Below are 14,646 nucleotides of genomic sequence, written 5' to 3'. Positions count from 1 at the left end.
TCCCACAGGGAATTGGGTCAGCCTAATAAATTCTGCAAAGTTGCGAGGTTGTCCGCTTCTTCGACCGACTTATCCTGCCGCCAGCGCAACATCCTCGGAAACCGCACCGCAATCCCGCTCTTGTGTCGTTTGGACAGGGCGATGCCCTCAAATCCCAGTTCAAACACCAGGCTCGGCGTCACGCTGCTCACCGGCCCGAATTTCTCTACGGTGGTCTTTCGCACGATGCTGTCGACCTGGCGCATTTCTTCATCTGTCAGCCCCGAATACGCCTTGGCGAACGGCACCAGCGTGCGTTCGCTCGCGTCAGGCGGCCCGTCCCACACGGCGAAGGTGTAATCGCTGTAGAGACTGGCGCGACGACCATGGCCGCGTTGCGCATAAATCAGCACCGCGTCGACGCTGAACGGGTCGACTTTCCATTTCCACCAGACGCCCATGTTCTTGGTCCGCCCGACGCCATACAACGCATCCCGGGCCTTGAGCATCATGCCTTCGACACCGAGCTTGCGGGAGGCTTGCCGTTGTCGGGCGAGGTCGAACCAGTCTTCGCCGGTGAGCACCGGTGAGGCGAGTAACGCCGGGTTGTTACAGCGGCTGACGACGTGCTCCAGTTGAGTGCGACGCGTGGCCTGAGGCTGGTTGCGCCAGTCTTCACCCTGCCATTCCAGCAGGTCGTAGGCGAGGATCACCACCGGCACTTCTTCGAGGATCTTTTTGTCCAGGGTTTTACGGCCAATCCGCTGTTGCAGCAGCGCGAAAGGCTTTACCGCGGGCGAAGCCGGGGAATGAGGGTTGAAGGCGTCCTCGGTGGAGGGTTGTTCGGTTTTCCAGGCGACGATTTCGCCGTCGATCACCGTACCATCGGGCAAGCAGTGAACCAGACTGTCGAGTTCGGGGAAGCGCTCGGTCACCAGCTCTTCGCCTCGCGACCAGATCCACAGTCGCCCGTCGCGTTTGACCACCTGGGCGCGAATGCCATCCCACTTCCATTCCACTTGCCAATCGCTGGCCGGGCCGAGCAGGGCTTCAAATTGTTCAACGGGTTGTGATAGCGCGTGAGCGAGGAAAAACGGGTAGGGCTGACCGCCCCGTTGGGCATGCTCGGCAGACGATTCGGCGGCGATCAACCTCAAATAAGCCGACGCGTTCGGGCGGTTGGACAGGTCGGTGTAACCCACCAGTCGCTGGGCGACGCGTTTGCTGTCGAGCCCGGCCATGGCCGCCAAGGCGCGGGTGACCAGCAACTTGGAGACGCCAACACGGAAACTGCCGGTGATCAATTTGATGCACAGCATCAGGCTCTGACGGTCCAGTTGCGACCACAGAGCAGGCAGTTGCTCGGCGAGGACTTGCGGGGTTTCACCGCGCAGCGGCAGCAGTTTGTCTTCAATCCACACTGCCAGCCCATCGGTAGAGCTGTGAAGCGCTTCGGGCAGCACCAGCGAAATGGTTTCCGCCAGATCGCCGACCGCCTGATAACTCTCTTCGAACAGCCACGGCGCGAGGCCGGAGATCCCCACCGCCAACTCTCGCAGGATGCGCACCGGCACCAGTTGCCGAGGCCGTCCGCCGGACAAAAAGTAAACAGCCCATGCGGCATCTTCCGGCGCGGCCTCGGCGAAGTAGTGTTGCATCGCCGCCAGTTTGGCGTTGCTCGACGTCGTGGCATCGAGTTTGGCGTACAACTCGGCGAACGCCCTCATGGCAGCACCTCGGCGCTCTCGGGTTCGACGGCTGCGTTTTCTTCCTCATCGTCGCCGTACTCGGTGCTGAAACTCATGGCATCGAGACCCTGTTCGCGCAGATGGCGCACCAGTACCCCGACCGAACCGTGGGTAACGATCACCCGCTCAGCACCGGTCTGTTCGATGGCCCAGAGCAGGCCTGGCCAGTCGGCGTGGTCAGACAGTACAAAGCCACGATCCACGCCACGTCGCCGCCGTGTGCCACGCAAACGCATCCAGCCGCTGGCGAAACCGTCGCTGTAGTCATCGAAGCGACGCATCCAGGTACTGCCGCCAGCCGAAGGCGGGGCCAGGACCAACGCCTTGCGCATCATGGGGTCGCTCTTTTTTACCTCACCGGCATAGATCGTTGGCGGTAAATAAATACCACCGTCGCGATAAACCTGATTGAGCGGTTCCACGGCGCCATGCACCAGAATGGGGCCGATGCTGGCATCGATACCGTGGAGAATTCGCTGCGCCTTGCCGAACGCATAGCAGAACAACACGCTGGTTTTGTCGGCGGCGGCATTGGCTTGCCACCACTGATTGATCTCGGCAAAGACGTGCGCCTGGGGTTGCCAGCGATAAATCGGCAGGCCGAAGGTCGATTCAGTGATGAAGGTATTGCAGCGCACCGGTTCGAACGGCGCGCAGGTGCCGTCGGGCTCGATCTTGTAATCGCCCGAGGCGACCCAGACTTCGCCGCCGTATTCCAGACGCACCTGTGCCGAGCCGAGGACGTGGCCGGCGGGGTGAAAACTCAAGGTGACGCCATGGTGGGTCAGGGGTTGACCATAGGGCAGGGTTTGCAGGTTGATGTCCTGGCCCAATCGCGCACGCAAAATCCCTTCGCCGGGAGCGGCCGCCAGATAATGCTGATTGCCGGTGCGGGCATGATCGCCGTGAGCGTGGGTGATGACTGAACGCTCGACCGGCCGCCACGGGTCGATGTAGAAATCTCCGGCCGGGCAGTACAAACCTTCAGGGCGTGCGATAACAAGATCCATGTTGTTACCAAAATCGAGGGACTTGTTAGCTATGAGGTTTGCGCGAGGCTAGAAGTTCTATTGTTTTTTCGCAGGGGGGAAGATTTGCGGCGAGTTGAAAATCCACCCCTCACCCCAGCCCTCTCCCCAAGGGGTAGAGGGGGCTGACCGAGTTGTTTTTTAGAGTTGCATCGACCTGAGATATCGAGTCGAACTCAGGTTTTGGAAACGATACAAGTCGGCTCCCTTTCCCCCCTCTCCCCTGTGGGGAGAGGGTTGGGGTGAGGGGTGGATCTCAAAGACGATCTCTTATTTGCCTGGAGTCAGCGTCAACCGCGTCTTCCCATACGCCTTGTCAAAGTTCTGCGGCTGCATTGGCAAGCTCATGTACTGCCCCTTCAGCCACGGATCAATGCTGTCGAGGTAGTTCGGACTCGCCGGATTACCGGATTGCCCGGTACCGTTCTGCCCCATCAGCGGTTCCGCCTGGCCGAAGTCGACGATAAAGCGCATGGCCGGCGCGAGGGTGGTGTAGAAATCCTGACCCCAGGCGAATGCTGCGGTATTCAGCGTGGTGTGGTCGCCGCCAGCTGCAAGCGGACCGCGCACCGTCTGGCCACTGGCGTTTTTCCATTCGTAGCGGTGCAGCTTGCCCCATTGCCAGGCTTTGTGATCGCCGCCCAACTGGCTGTCGCCCGCGCTGATCGCGGCTGCCAGACTGCGAGCGAGGATCGCCGGTTTGTCTTCTTTCTGCGGTGTGCGAGCGTCATCCCAGAACGGACTGTCCTCACGACCCAGCAGGTGATCGGCCTGGGCTGCGTAGGACAACTTACCGTTGGCGATAAAGGCTTTCCACGCCGGGCTGCTTTCCGGGCCCAGTTCGTCGAGGAAGATTTGCTGGGTGCTTTGCTGCAGGAACAATTCGTAAATCGCTGCATCGGCGGAGGTCGGGCTGAGTTTGCCGTCGAAGGCCATCAGGCGGGTATACGCCTCGCGAGCCTTGCCACGATCCGTCACAGGCAACGCTTCAATGGCCTGCTTGAGCGGTTGCGACATGCCCGGCGCTTCAAACATTTTCTTCAGCTTGGCAGCGAAGGTCGTGGTCTGGTCGTATTGCATGGCGATCAGGCTGCGTGTGTCGTGTTTGCCCACGCCTGCCAGTTCGGCCAGGCGTTCGCCACGCTCCGGCGCCGACCATGAATTGGATAGCTGCATGCCGTAGCCATGGGGAATGACTCGCTGGTTGGCAGTGCCGAGCCAACCTTGGGCCGGATCCTGGTCATAGGGATGGAGCATCGGGTCGGCGTAACCATCCCAATCGTAACGACCTTCCCAGCCCGGCGACGGCAGCAGGCCTTCGCCTTCGCGACGGTTCGGGAAGCGACCGGTGACTTGCCAGCCGATGTTGCTGGCGTCGGCAAATACCAGGTTCAGCGCGATGGCGCGGATTTCACGGCTGGCGTCCGAGGCTTTCTCGACGGTCTGGGCGCGGGACAGGTCGAAAAACGCATCCAGGGTCTTGTCATCGGTGAAGTTCGGCGTCTGCAAGGCCAGGCCGAAACCGTTGGCCAGCGTCGTGCCTTGGGCACTGTTGAGCAGCGGGCCATGGCGGGTTTCGTACACCACTTCGCGAATCGGCCGCTGGCCTTTGACGAAGTAGGTTTCGTTTCGCACGATCGCCGGCTGCCATTTGCCGCCGACCTCGTAGGAAAGACCATTGCCCTGGCGTTTGATTTTTTCCAGGAACAGGTCCTGGTTGTCGCCCATGACGGTGGTCATGCTCCAGGCCACTTTGCCGTTGAAACCGCCGAGCACCATCGGCAAACCGGCAATGGTTACGCCAGAGGCCTGGTACTTCGACGTGCGGATCTGCACGTAACTGAATAATGACGGCACGCCCAGTGGGCCATGGCTGTCGCTGGCCAGCAGGCTTTTGCCACTGCGGCTGCGTTGCGGGCCAATCGCCCAGTTGTTCGACGAGGTGGCGCCCAGCAGATTCAGATCGGACAGTTGGCTCGTGGCTTTGCTGATCTCGGCCAGGCCCGGGATTTGCCCGTTTAGCTTGATGCCCTGAAGTTTTTCGGCTTCGGCCAGCGGCAGTTTTTCATCGGGAGCGGACGGTGTCAGCCACGGGAGTTTGTCGGTGCTGACGGTCTGGGCCAGCATCAGCGAGGCAATCTCTTCCGGCAGGTTGGCCGATTGGCTGAAGTTCAGCAGGCTGAAAATCAGCGCTGAATCTTCCGGCTTCCAGTATTCAGGTTTGTAGCCGGTGGCCGCGAGGTCCGCCGGCAGCTTGTCGCGATAGCGGAACAGGTAGGCGTTGACGCCGCGGGCATACACTTCGAAGAAGCGTTTGAGGCGCGGCGAAGACGCCTTGTACAGCTCGTCGGCGCTTTTCTTCAGATTGACGGCGCGCATGTAGCGGTCAGCGTCGAGCAGATCCGAGCCGGACATCTCCGACAAGCGACCCTGAGCCAACAGGCGCAGGGTGACCATTTGCGTGATGCGGTCGGTGGCGTGGACGTAACCCAGGGTGAACAGCGCGTCGTGGAAGGTGTTGCTTTCGATCAACGGCATGCCCATGGCATTGCGGCGTACCGAAACGTTCTGCGCCAGGCCCTTGAGCGGCTGCACACCGGTGGTCGGCGGGAGGGTGTCCTGGGTGTTCCAGGTCTGACAACCGGTCAGGCTCAAAACACCGGCCACTGCTGCGGCAACGCCGAACCGGGGAAGAAAATGTGTAAGGGCTGGCGAGGCCATGGCAAAGCTCCTGCGGGGGGTAGCGTCATTAAAGGCGCTACGTTAGTGAGCAGGAGGTGGCCGCGCAAGCGGGGTATCAGGTTATTTCAGGATTTGTCTGTGGAACGCAAAAAGATCGCAGCCTCGTTTCACTCGACAGCTCCTACACGGTTTTGCATTCCCTGTAGGAGCTGTCGAGTGAAACGAGGCTGCGATCTTTTGATCTTGCATCAGGATTTAGGTGGATTGACCTTGGCCGCGAGGGCATACGCCTTCACCGTCGCCGGACGGCTCTGGATGTGGTTGAACCAGCGCAGCACGTTGGGGAAGTTTTCCAGGTTCTGGCTCTGCCATTTGTGGGAAACGATCCACGGGTAGATCGCCATGTCGGCAATGCTGTATTCGCTGCCGGCGACGAAGTCTTTATCGGCCAGCTGCTTGTCGAGTACGCCGTAGAGGCGGGCGGTTTCATCGATGTAGCGCTTGATCGCGTAAGGGATTTTCTCCGGCGCGAACTGGCTGAAGTGATGATTCTGCCCGGCCATTGGCCCCAGGCCACCCATCTGCCAGAACAACCATTGCAGCGTTTGCTGGCGACCACGCAGGTCTTTGGGCAGGAATTTGCCGGTTTTCTCTGCCAGGTACAGCAAAATCGCCCCGGACTCGAACAGTGATAAAGGCTCGCCGCCATCGACTGGCTCGAGATCGACGATGGCCGGGATTCTGTTGTTCGGGGAGATTTTTAGAAAGTGAGGCTGGAACTGCTCATTCTGGCTGATGTTGATCGGATACACGTTGTACGGCAGGCCGGCTTCTTCCAGGAATATCGAGATTTTGTGGCCGTTGGGGGTGGTCCAGTAATACAGGTCGATCATGGAGTACTCCAAATCAAAAGATGTCGTTACTTGCGCACAGCAAACGCCGGCATCAGGTCGTCCTGTTTGCGTTCGATAGCTTGCCTGTAGGAACAGGTGATGCTGAAGTGCGGGGAATTCAATGACCCCGCATGAGAAAAACCGGCATGGAGCTCAAAACAAACGCGGCGCTGATCATCATCGATCAACAAAAAGGCATCCTGCACCCCAAACTCGGTCGCCGGAATAATCCTCAGGCCGAGCAGCGAATCCTCGATTTGCTAGCGCATTGGCGTCGAACCGGGCGACCGATCATTCATGTGCAGCACCTGTCCCGTTCACCGGACTCGGTGTTCTGGCCGCAGCAATCAGGGGTGGAATTTCAGGAGCGGTTTCAGCCTCAGACCGGTGAGCAGCTTGTTCAAAAGCAGGTGCCGGATGCGTTTTGTGCGACGGGGCTTGAGAAAAGTTTGCGAGAGGCGGGGATCGATCAGTTGATCATTGTCGGCGTAGCGACCAATAACTCGGTGGAATCCACGGCGCGAACGGCCGGTAATCTGGGGTTTGAAACGTGGGTTGTGGAGGATGCGTGTTTTACCTTCGACAAGGCCGATTATTTTGGCAATGCCCATTCAGCTGAAGAAGTGCATGCGATGTCGTTGGGCAATCTGCATGGCGAGTATGCGACGGTCGTCAGCACTGCGCAGATTCTGTAGGAGAGAGCGATGGCTCGCTCCTACAGAGCAGTGCTTCAACGCTTTATGCGCCGTGGCACTTCTTGAATTTCTTGCCGTTGCCGCAGGGGCAAGGGTCGTTGCGGCCGACGTCTTTCAGGGCGTTGCGCACCGGTTCCTGGTGGGCGTGGCCGCAGTTGGGGCCGTGGACATGGCCATGGTCGTGATCATGGTGGTCGTGATGGTCATGATCGTGGTTGCAGTCAGGGCCATGGACATGGGGTTGCTGGGTCATCGGTTTTGCTCCGGAATTAAATCGGCGGGGATTATCACGCCATTGCGCGCCAGGTGCACGTAGTGCGCGATGAATAAACCGGTTTCCAGTTCACCTTCCAGACGATAGGGAATGGGCTGATTGGGTTTTTTCAGCAGTTTCACCAGATCCCGCACCTTGGGCCACAGGTTGGTGCGGATCGGCACTTTGAAGTAGGCACTGCGTTTGGGGCCGACGGTGAACCAGTGTTCGTGCTCACCTTCGGTCAGCAGCATGTCGCCCAAGTGAATACGGTACTCGATGCCCCGCACCGTCAGGTCACTGTCGTTGGGGTTGTCGATGCGAAAGTGCAGCAGGAATCGTTGCTGCATCAGTTTGGCCTGGACGACTTCGACCTTGACCAGATGCACCTGCGGTTCCGGTTCATCGTCGCCGAACCAGGACGCACAGCCACCGAGGCCCAGAAACAGGAGCAGGGTGAAGGCTTGAAAGACGCGCCGCTGACTGAACATGGAGTGACTCCCTTTGATGCCCAGTCTAGTCGCTTGCGATTACCTCAACTGCTGAAATAACCCGCACAACACTTTTTGAATTTCTGTCCGCTGGTGCAAGGGCACGCATCATTGCGTCCGGCCTTGAGTTGTACGGTGGGGTCGATGAAGTACCAGCGGCCGGCGTTCTGCACGAACGACGAGCGTTCGCGGTGGCTGTGCTCACCGCTGCCGTCGTGCCAGCGCGCGGTAAAGGTCACGAAGGCATGTTCCGGCTGACCGCCCAAGACTTCGGAGCTTTCCACTTCAAGGCCCAGCCAGGTGCTTTGGGCACTCCAGTCACTGATGGACTGTCGATCGAGGCCTGCCTGTTGTGCGGGCAGGGTGGTCGCCACCAGATAATCGATCAGCCCCAGCACATAGGCGCTGTAGCGCGAACGCATCAAGGCTTCGGCACACGGCGCCGGATGGCCGGCATGGTAATGACCGCAGCAGGCATCAAGCGGGATGCCGCTGCCGCAGGGGCAAATGGATGTACTCATTGCGTTACCACCAATATTTCCCGAAGTTTTCCGGATTGGCCCAGAACCGTGAGTTGAGCCAGTCGGGGACTTGTTTGTAGTCAAGCAGATCATAGGTGAACAGGGTCAGCACTTGATCGTCGCGCTGGAAGCGTTCGCTGGCTTGCAGGGCCAGGGAGAAAAAATCGGTCTCCTGCCAGCCGCTGGCCGGCAAGTCCGCCAGCACCGCGATGCGACTGGCGTTGAGGTTGCGGATCCCGCCCAGCAGGTTCAGGCCATCGCGTTTGGGCAAGTGTTCGAGGCAATCGACCACCAGCGCCAGATCAAACCGGCGCGCCGCCAGATCGGCCGGCAACGCTCCGGGTGCCGCATGGGCCACACAAGTGTCCGGGTGCGCCAGCTTGAAGGCCTCAAGCGCGGGGAACTCGCTGGCGCCAATCAGCAACAGGCGCGCAGGGGCATAACGATCAAGCAAAGCGGCCAACGCCTGCTGGGGCGTGCGCGAAGAAATACCTGCAATCATCGAAGATCCTCAATCAGAGCTGCCAAGACTAGCCTGCTCAAAGGGCCGGGCCTAGAGCTGATTCGTCCTAAAAGCGTCGATCTACCGTGAACACGGGACAAAACTGCAATGGCCTATTGCTGGCGGAGATTAAAACTCGGGTCTTTACTACCTGAATCGGTTTTAAGCCGATCCCCTCAGGAGAAAACTAGATGAGCATAGTTCGCACAGCATTACCCTTGGTTCTGCTAACCAGTGTGTTGACTGGTTGCGCAGGTTTGCAGAAAACCGACTGGCCGACCTGTGCGGCGGTCGGTGGTGTCGTGGGTGCAGGTCTCGGCGCGACCGAGAGTTCGTCGTGGGCGGGGTATGGCGCGCTGCTCATCGGTGGCACGGCTGCGGCCTATTGCTGGGTTCACGGGGATGGCGACGAAGACGGCGATGGCGTGCCGGATAGCCGCGACAAGTGCCCGGGTACACCTAGAGGCGTGCGCGTCGATGCCGATGGTTGCCCTCCACCGGTGCCTGCGCCAGTGGTCGAAGAAGCGGCCGTGGTTAAAGAAGAAGTCATTGTCATTCGCGATGTTCACTTCCAGTTCGACAAGGCCACACTGACCCCTGCCGACAAACTGGTACTCGATAAAATCGCCACTCGCTTGAAAGGGGAAGCGCCTAACGCCCAACTGACTGTAACCGGTCACACCGACAGCGTGGGCAGCGATACCTATAACCAGAAACTGTCGGATCGTCGTGCGCACTCGGTGGTTGAATACCTGATTTCCCAAGGTGTACCCCGTAGCGAATTCGTGTCTGTTACCGGTGCCGGTGAAAGCCAGCCGGTCGCCGATAACAAAACCGCTGACGGCCGCGCGATGAACCGTCGCACGGAAATCAAAATCAACCGCTAAACCCCTCGTACTCCGCGGCTTGTGCAGTCGCGGATGCGGGTCTTTACTCCTGTGTGACCGGCATTGGCCGGTAACACAGGAGCTTCCACCATGAGTGTTTTCACACGGACCGTCTTGCCGGTTGTGCTGCTGGGCAGCCTGTTGACCGGTTGCGCTACGCACAGCGATGGCACCGCCCCCCTCAATCAACGAACCTGGCCAATCTGCAGCGTGATCGGTGGCCTGGTCGGTGGCGGTCTGGGCGCTCTCGAAAGTGGCAGTTGGGCGGCCGGTGGGGCGGCGCTTGGTATCTTGACCGGTGGCTTGATCTGTTACGCCCAGGATGGCGACGAAGACGACGATGGTGTTTTCGATCGACGCGATCGCTGCCCTGATACGCCGGCCAATACCCCCGTCGAACATCATGGTTGCCCATTGCCGCAATACCCGGCCAGCGTGAAACCTGAACCTGTGCAATCGGAGGTCATCACCCTGAGCGACGCGGGCGACGTACTGTTTGCCTTCAACCAATCCGAACTGACCCCTGCCGCGCAGAGCAAGCTGGATTCGCTGATGCCCAAACTGCAGAGCGACGATGTGGTGAGCATCAAAGTGATCGGTCATACCGACAGCGTCGGCTCGGACACCTATAACCAGGCACTCTCGGAACGTCGCGCCAGCAGCGTGGCGGCCTACCTGTTGAGTCAGGGCCTGGCGCCGAACAAGCTCACCAGCGAGGGCAAGGGCCAAAGTCAGCCGGTGGCCGATAACGAAACGGAAGAAGGACGGGCGAAAAACCGTCGGGTGGAGTTGCACGTCAATCGCTGAGCCCCGTGATAGAGCCGTCGGACGACAATTGAAGTCAGTCCGGTGGCCATTCGGCGGTCTTCACGAAGAATTTTCCGTTGCCCTCTGGCTTATCCCGCGTGGAAGCCGGTACTGTGCGCGCAAAGAATAATTCTCAGCGGGGGAGCGTATGAACGTGTTTTGGTGGCTGGGGAAGTTGTTGACCCTGCTGTTCTGGCTGGTGGTGCTGGTCAACCAGCTCACGCCGTTCGTCAATCCTCTGCATCTGCTGGTCGATCTGGCCGGCGGCCTGCTGGCATGCCTTCATCTTCTTGAGGCGGTGTTCTGTTTCCGCAGCCTCAGAGGTCGCGCCCACCCTTGGCTTGATCGCCTGAAGATTCTTTTTTTCGGCGTTTATCACCTGCAAACCATTCCGGCTCCGACCGCGCCTAAGGCTTCCCATGCGTAAACTCTGTCTGCTCGCTGCACTCATCAGCCCGTTGGCCTGCGCCCAGGTGGTGAGCGTCGAAACCAACTCGCTGATGCGTTTGCCCAACACCGCCAGCACCTTGCAACTGGAACGCCTGGAAGTGGCCGACTACGGCACGTTGTTGATTCCCTCGAATGTGACCGAGGTATCCGTCGGTGAATTGCGTCTGGGTCGTGAAGCGCGGATCGCCATCGTACCCGGCGAACAGCCGCTTGAACTGAAGGTCATTCGTGCGCAGTTGTCGGAAGGCAGCCAGATCACGGCTCGCGGCGCACCGGGGACTTACCTCAAGGCTGCCCGCTCCGGGCGTAACCTGAACTTGCAGATCAAGGCACTGAGTGCGCCGCAATTGTTGGTGGACGCTCGCGGCGGCCCGGGCGCACCGGGTTTCGTCGGTCTCGATGGGGCCAACGGTCAGGCACCGGGTTGCACCTGGGGCCAGGCCGGTCGTGGTGCCGATGGCAGTGATGGTAGCGATGGTCAGCCGGGCGCTCCGGGTGCACTCGTTCGTCTGGAAGTACCGCGTGATTTCCCGGCGGAACTGATCAAGGTTCAGGTGGCTGGCGGTGACGGTGGTGTGGCCGGGCCTGGCGGTAAACCGGGCGCAGGTGGCAAGGCCAAGGGCTGCTTCGTCTACAAGGCCGATGGCGGCAAGAGCGGCCGCCCTGGCGCTGACGGTCAGCCGGGGCCTGCCGGTGCGGCGGGTTCGGTGACTGTTCAGCGTTTATAAGATCCACCCCTCACCCCAACCCTCTCCCCAGTGGGGAGAGGGGGAAAGGGAGCCGATCTCCTTGCTTTTCAAAGCCTGAGTTCGACTCGATCTTTCAGGTCGCAATATTTCCAAAGAACACCTCAGTCAGTCCCCTCGCCCCTCGGGGAGAGGGTTAGGGTGAGGGGGGGATGTAGATCTTGTGCTCCAAGATCTAAAACATCGGCCGCGCCGCAGCAATCGCCACCAGCACCAACCCGACAATCAGATTAACCCCCACCAACTTGCGAATTTTCCCAAGCGTCGCAGCCCCGGTCGGCCAGTCCTGCGCCGCCACTGCCGTACGCAATTCCGGTAACAACAACGCCTGAATCCGGATAAACAGCGCCGTCATCACCACGTACAACCCCATCATCACCTGCACATACCGCGGCGCTGCTTCAAAACCGCTGTACTGAAAATGAATCATGCCCACACCGCTGACGGGCAACAGCACCACTGCGACCCAGACCCAGCGGAAAAAACCTTGAAACACTTCCACCCACAACTTCAACCGGGCAGGGCCCTCCAACGCCTTCATCGCCGCAGGGCGCAAGACCATCCAGGCGAAAAACATGCCGCCGACCCACACCAGGGCGGACAGGACATGCAGGGTGTAAACGATGCCAAAAGGTGTCATTGGGGTACTCCGTTCTGCGCGGGATTAATTAGCGGGGTATGATAGCGGCCGAACCGAACCACTGAAAATTTATCCAGCGTTTTTTGCGCCCGACAATCCATGATCAGCACTGAACTCAAAACCACGATCCAGGGCGCCTACTCGCGTTTTCTCGAAGCCAAGAGCCTCAAGCCGCGCTACGGCCAACGCCTGATGATCGCCGAAATTGCCAAGGTCCTCGGTGACATCGACACCGACGACGAAGGTCGGCGCAGTGGCGACCCCGCGATTGTCGCGGTGGAAGCCGGCACCGGTACCGGCAAGACCGTGGCTTACAGCCTGGCGGCGATCCCGACGGCGAAAGCTGCCGGCAAACGCCTGGTGATCGCCACGGCCACCGTCGCCCTGCAAGAGCAGATCGTCTACAAGGATTTGCCTGACCTGATGCGCAACAGCGGGCTGAATTTCAGCTTCGCCCTGGCCAAAGGGCGCGGGCGCTACATGTGCCTGTCCAAGCTCGACATGTTGCTCCAGGAAGGTCACGCGCAAACCGCCACGGCTCAGTTGTTTGAAGAAGAAGGCTTCAAGATCGAGGTCGACGAGGCCAGTCAGAAGCTGTTCACCAGCATGATCGAGAAACTCGCCGGCAATAAGTGGGACGGCGACCGCGACAGTTGGTCCACCGCCCTGGAAGATGCTGACTGGGCGCGTCTGACCACCGATCACAGCCAGTGCACTAACCGTCATTGCCCGAACTTCGGCCAGTGCGCCTTCTACAAGGCTCGCGAAGGCATGGGTAAGGTTGACGTGATCGTCACCAACCACGACATGGTCCTGGCCGACCTGGCGCTGGGCGGCGGCGCCGTGCTGCCGGACCCGCGCGACACCATCTACGTGTTCGACGAAGGCCACCACCTGCCGGACAAGGCCATCGGCCATTTCGCCCATTACACGCGTCTGCGTTCTACCGCTGACTGGCTGGAAACCACCGCCAAGAACCTCACCAAATTGCTGGCCCAGCATCCGCTGCCGGGCGATCTGGGCAAGTTGATCGAGCAGGTGCCGGAACTGGCACGGGAAATCAAAACCCAGCAGCAATTCATGTTCAGCGCTTGCGAACAGGTTGCCGATTTCAAACCCGGTGAAGACGTCGAAGGTCGCGAGCGGCCGCGTCACCGCTTCGTCGGCGGGGTGATTCCCGAGCACATGCGCGAAATGGGCGTCGAGTTGAAGAAGGGCTTTGCCCGTCTGACTGACCTGTTCACCCGGCTCACCGAACTGCTCAAGGAAGGCATGGACGGCGAGGTCAACATCGGCATCGCCAGCAACCAGGCTGAAGAATGGTACCCGCTGTTCGGCAGCCTGTTGTCCCGCTCTTCGGGCAACTGGGAATTGTGGGTCGCTTTCACCGCTGAAGACCCGGAAGACAACCCGCCAATGGCCCGCTGGCTGACCCTGGCCGAAAGCGGCTCGCTGTTCGACATCGAGGTCAACGCCAGCCCGATCCTCGCGGCGGAAATGCTCCGTCGCAACCTGTGGAATGTGGCCTACGGCGCGCTGGTGACCTCCGCAACCCTGACCGCGCTCGGCACCTTCGACCGCTTCCGCATGCGCGCCGGCCTGCCGAAAAAAGCTGTGACCGCAGTGGTTCCAAGCCCGTTTCATCATGCTGACGCTGGCGTGCTGCGAGTGCCGGACCTGAAGGCCGATCCGCGTGATGCGCCGGCCCACACCGCAGCGATCATCCGTGATTTGCCGGCCTTGGTGGAAGGTTCGCGCGGCACCCTGGTGCTGTTCTCCTCGCGCAAACAGATGCAGGACGTGTTCGACGGCCTTGATCGTGACTGGCGCAAGCAAGTGTTCATTCAAGGCAACCTGTCGAAACAGGAAACCCTGAACAAGCACAAGGCGCGGGTCGATGGCGGGGATTCCAGTGTGTTGTTCGGCCTGGCGAGTTTCGCCGAAGGGGTCGACTTGCCCGGTGCTTACTGCGAGCACGTGGTGATCGCGAAGATTCCGTTCTCGGTGCCCGATGATCCGGTCGAAGCGGCGCTGGCCGAGTGGATCGAGGCTCGGGGAGGCAATCCGTTCATGGAAATCTCCGTGCCGGATGCTTCGCTGAAGCTGGTCCAGGCCTGCGGTCGCTTGCTGCGTACCGAAGAAGACCGCGGCACCATCACCTTGCTCGATCGACGCTTGGTCACCCAGCGTTATGGCAAAGCAATCCTCAATGCGTTGCCACCTTTCCGTCGTGAAATTTCCTGATACACCGGTGGGCAAATTTGCCCACCGCGTTGTCTATCTCTCTGCCATCGCTTTTCCACTGGCCCATCTGGGTCGTTAGG

Annotated in this window: 15 protein-coding genes; 6 read left to right on the top strand and 9 right to left on the bottom strand. The window is 60.0% G+C overall.

Annotated elements, in window-relative coordinates:
- Window positions 1-17: 17 nt before the first annotated feature.
- From QF010_RS18705 to QF010_RS18690, 4 genes are all read right to left on the bottom strand, one after another.
- On the bottom strand, window positions 18-1,706 hold the full coding sequence (locus tag QF010_RS18705; RefSeq protein ID WP_429533662.1) for an ATP-dependent DNA ligase: 1,689 nt from the start codon (window positions 1,704-1,706) through the stop codon (window positions 18-20).
- A complete protein-coding gene (locus QF010_RS18700) occupies window positions 1,703-2,737 on the bottom strand; it encodes a ligase-associated DNA damage response exonuclease (RefSeq protein ID WP_429533661.1) in 1,035 nt (344 codons plus the stop codon). Before QF010_RS18700 ends, QF010_RS18705 begins: the two co-directional genes overlap by 4 nt.
- 288 nt (window positions 2,738-3,025) lie before the next feature.
- Window positions 3,026-5,476, bottom strand: a complete 2,451-nt coding sequence (locus QF010_RS18695) for a penicillin acylase family protein (protein ID WP_429533660.1) — start codon at window positions 5,474-5,476, stop codon at window positions 3,026-3,028.
- A gap of 209 nt (window positions 5,477-5,685) precedes the next feature.
- Complete coding sequence (locus QF010_RS18690) at window positions 5,686-6,330, bottom strand: glutathione binding-like protein (RefSeq protein ID WP_033058985.1); 645 nt, start codon at window positions 6,328-6,330, stop codon at window positions 5,686-5,688.
- Window positions 6,331-6,476: 146 nt separating this feature from the next.
- On the opposite strand from QF010_RS18690, the gene QF010_RS18685 reads away from it, so the two are divergent.
- The gene (locus QF010_RS18685) at window positions 6,477-7,025 is read left to right on the top strand and encodes a cysteine hydrolase family protein (RefSeq protein ID WP_429533671.1); all 549 of its coding nucleotides are present in this window, start codon (window positions 6,477-6,479) and stop codon (window positions 7,023-7,025) included.
- A gap of 43 nt (window positions 7,026-7,068) precedes the next feature.
- Here the strand turns inward: QF010_RS18685 and QF010_RS18680 are convergent, their stop codons facing one another.
- The 4 genes from QF010_RS18680 to QF010_RS18665 are packed head-to-tail and all read right to left on the bottom strand — an operon-like array spanning window position 7,069 to window position 8,792.
- A complete protein-coding gene (locus QF010_RS18680; protein ID WP_007906737.1) occupies window positions 7,069-7,278 on the bottom strand; it encodes an SEC-C metal-binding domain-containing protein in 210 nt (69 codons plus the stop codon).
- On the bottom strand, window positions 7,275-7,769 hold the full coding sequence (locus tag QF010_RS18675; protein WP_429533659.1) for an LEA/WHy family protein: 495 nt from the start codon (window positions 7,767-7,769) through the stop codon (window positions 7,275-7,277). The genes QF010_RS18680 and QF010_RS18675 overlap by 4 nt, the downstream gene beginning before the upstream one ends.
- Before the next feature lie 44 nt (window positions 7,770-7,813).
- Window positions 7,814-8,290, bottom strand: a complete 477-nt coding sequence (locus tag QF010_RS18670; RefSeq protein ID WP_033058991.1) for a YchJ family protein — start codon at window positions 8,288-8,290, stop codon at window positions 7,814-7,816.
- Between the two features lie 4 nt (window positions 8,291-8,294).
- Window positions 8,295-8,792 carry a DUF6231 family protein gene (locus QF010_RS18665; RefSeq protein ID WP_429512041.1) on the bottom strand — a complete coding sequence of 166 codons (498 nt, stop codon included), beginning with the start codon at window positions 8,790-8,792 and terminating at the stop codon, window positions 8,295-8,297.
- Between the two features lie 191 nt (window positions 8,793-8,983).
- Here QF010_RS18665 and QF010_RS18660 point away from each other — a divergent pair, with 191 nt between their 5' ends.
- From QF010_RS18660 to QF010_RS18645, 4 genes are all read left to right on the top strand, one after another.
- Window positions 8,984-9,679, top strand: a complete 696-nt coding sequence (locus tag QF010_RS18660) for a PA1041 family peptidoglycan-binding anchor lipoprotein (protein WP_033058994.1) — start codon at window positions 8,984-8,986, stop codon at window positions 9,677-9,679.
- Between the two features lie 90 nt (window positions 9,680-9,769).
- The gene (locus tag QF010_RS18655) at window positions 9,770-10,486 is read left to right on the top strand and encodes a PA1041 family peptidoglycan-binding anchor lipoprotein (protein ID WP_429533658.1); all 717 of its coding nucleotides are present in this window, start codon (window positions 9,770-9,772) and stop codon (window positions 10,484-10,486) included.
- 148 nt (window positions 10,487-10,634) lie between these two features.
- Window positions 10,635-10,913: a DUF1145 domain-containing protein gene (locus tag QF010_RS18650; protein WP_033058998.1), complete on the top strand. Its 279-nt coding sequence runs from the start codon at window positions 10,635-10,637 to the stop codon at window positions 10,911-10,913.
- The gene (locus QF010_RS18645) at window positions 10,906-11,664 is read left to right on the top strand and encodes a collagen-like triple helix repeat-containing protein (protein ID WP_429533657.1); all 759 of its coding nucleotides are present in this window, start codon (window positions 10,906-10,908) and stop codon (window positions 11,662-11,664) included. The genes QF010_RS18650 and QF010_RS18645 overlap by 8 nt, the downstream gene beginning before the upstream one ends.
- A 193-nt stretch (window positions 11,665-11,857) precedes the next feature.
- Here QF010_RS18645 and QF010_RS18640 read toward each other — a convergent pair whose 3' ends face one another.
- Window positions 11,858-12,322 carry a CopD family protein gene (locus tag QF010_RS18640; RefSeq protein WP_033059001.1) on the bottom strand — a complete coding sequence of 155 codons (465 nt, stop codon included), beginning with the start codon at window positions 12,320-12,322 and terminating at the stop codon, window positions 11,858-11,860.
- Window positions 12,323-12,421: 99 nt separating this feature from the next.
- Between QF010_RS18640 and dinG the strand changes: the two genes are divergently transcribed.
- Window positions 12,422-14,566, top strand: a complete 2,145-nt coding sequence (gene dinG / locus QF010_RS18635) for an ATP-dependent DNA helicase DinG (protein ID WP_008153901.1) — start codon at window positions 12,422-12,424, stop codon at window positions 14,564-14,566.
- The last annotated feature ends 80 nt before the right edge of the window (window positions 14,567-14,646 follow it).

Source organism: Pseudomonas silensiensis, assembly GCF_050434865.1.
GTDB classification, from domain to species: domain Bacteria; phylum Pseudomonadota; class Gammaproteobacteria; order Pseudomonadales; family Pseudomonadaceae; genus Aquipseudomonas; species Aquipseudomonas fluorescens_W.
This window is presented reverse-complemented; position numbering and strand designations above follow the sequence as displayed.

Bases quoted from the DNA above. Each gene is read 5' to 3' on its own strand.
- QF010_RS18675 (WP_429533659.1), bottom strand. From the start codon at position 7,769: ATGTTCAGTCAGCGGCGCGTCTTTCAAGCCTTCACCCTGCTCCTGTTT.
- dinG (WP_008153901.1), top strand. From the start codon at position 12,422: ATGATCAGCACTGAACTCAAAACCACGATCCAGGGCGCCTACTCGCGT.
- QF010_RS18660 (WP_033058994.1), top strand. From the start codon at position 8,984: ATGAGCATAGTTCGCACAGCATTACCCTTGGTTCTGCTAACCAGTGTG.
- QF010_RS18670 (WP_033058991.1), bottom strand. From the start codon at position 8,290: ATGAGTACATCCATTTGCCCCTGCGGCAGCGGCATCCCGCTTGATGCC.
- QF010_RS18640 (WP_033059001.1), bottom strand. From the start codon at position 12,322: ATGACACCTTTTGGCATCGTTTACACCCTGCATGTCCTGTCCGCCCTG.
- QF010_RS18690 (WP_033058985.1), bottom strand. From the start codon at position 6,330: ATGATCGACCTGTATTACTGGACCACCCCCAACGGCCACAAAATCTCG.
- QF010_RS18685 (WP_429533671.1), top strand. From the start codon at position 6,477: ATGGAGCTCAAAACAAACGCGGCGCTGATCATCATCGATCAACAAAAA.
- QF010_RS18645 (WP_429533657.1), top strand. From the start codon at position 10,906: ATGCGTAAACTCTGTCTGCTCGCTGCACTCATCAGCCCGTTGGCCTGC.
- QF010_RS18695 (WP_429533660.1), bottom strand. From the start codon at position 5,476: ATGGCCTCGCCAGCCCTTACACATTTTCTTCCCCGGTTCGGCGTTGCC.
- QF010_RS18700 (WP_429533661.1), bottom strand. From the start codon at position 2,737: ATGGATCTTGTTATCGCACGCCCTGAAGGTTTGTACTGCCCGGCCGGA.
- QF010_RS18655 (WP_429533658.1), top strand. From the start codon at position 9,770: ATGAGTGTTTTCACACGGACCGTCTTGCCGGTTGTGCTGCTGGGCAGC.
- QF010_RS18665 (WP_429512041.1), bottom strand. From the start codon at position 8,792: ATGATTGCAGGTATTTCTTCGCGCACGCCCCAGCAGGCGTTGGCCGCT.
- QF010_RS18680 (WP_007906737.1), bottom strand. From the start codon at position 7,278: ATGACCCAGCAACCCCATGTCCATGGCCCTGACTGCAACCACGATCAT.
- QF010_RS18650 (WP_033058998.1), top strand. From the start codon at position 10,635: ATGAACGTGTTTTGGTGGCTGGGGAAGTTGTTGACCCTGCTGTTCTGG.
- QF010_RS18705 (WP_429533662.1), bottom strand. From the start codon at position 1,706: ATGAGGGCGTTCGCCGAGTTGTACGCCAAACTCGATGCCACGACGTCG.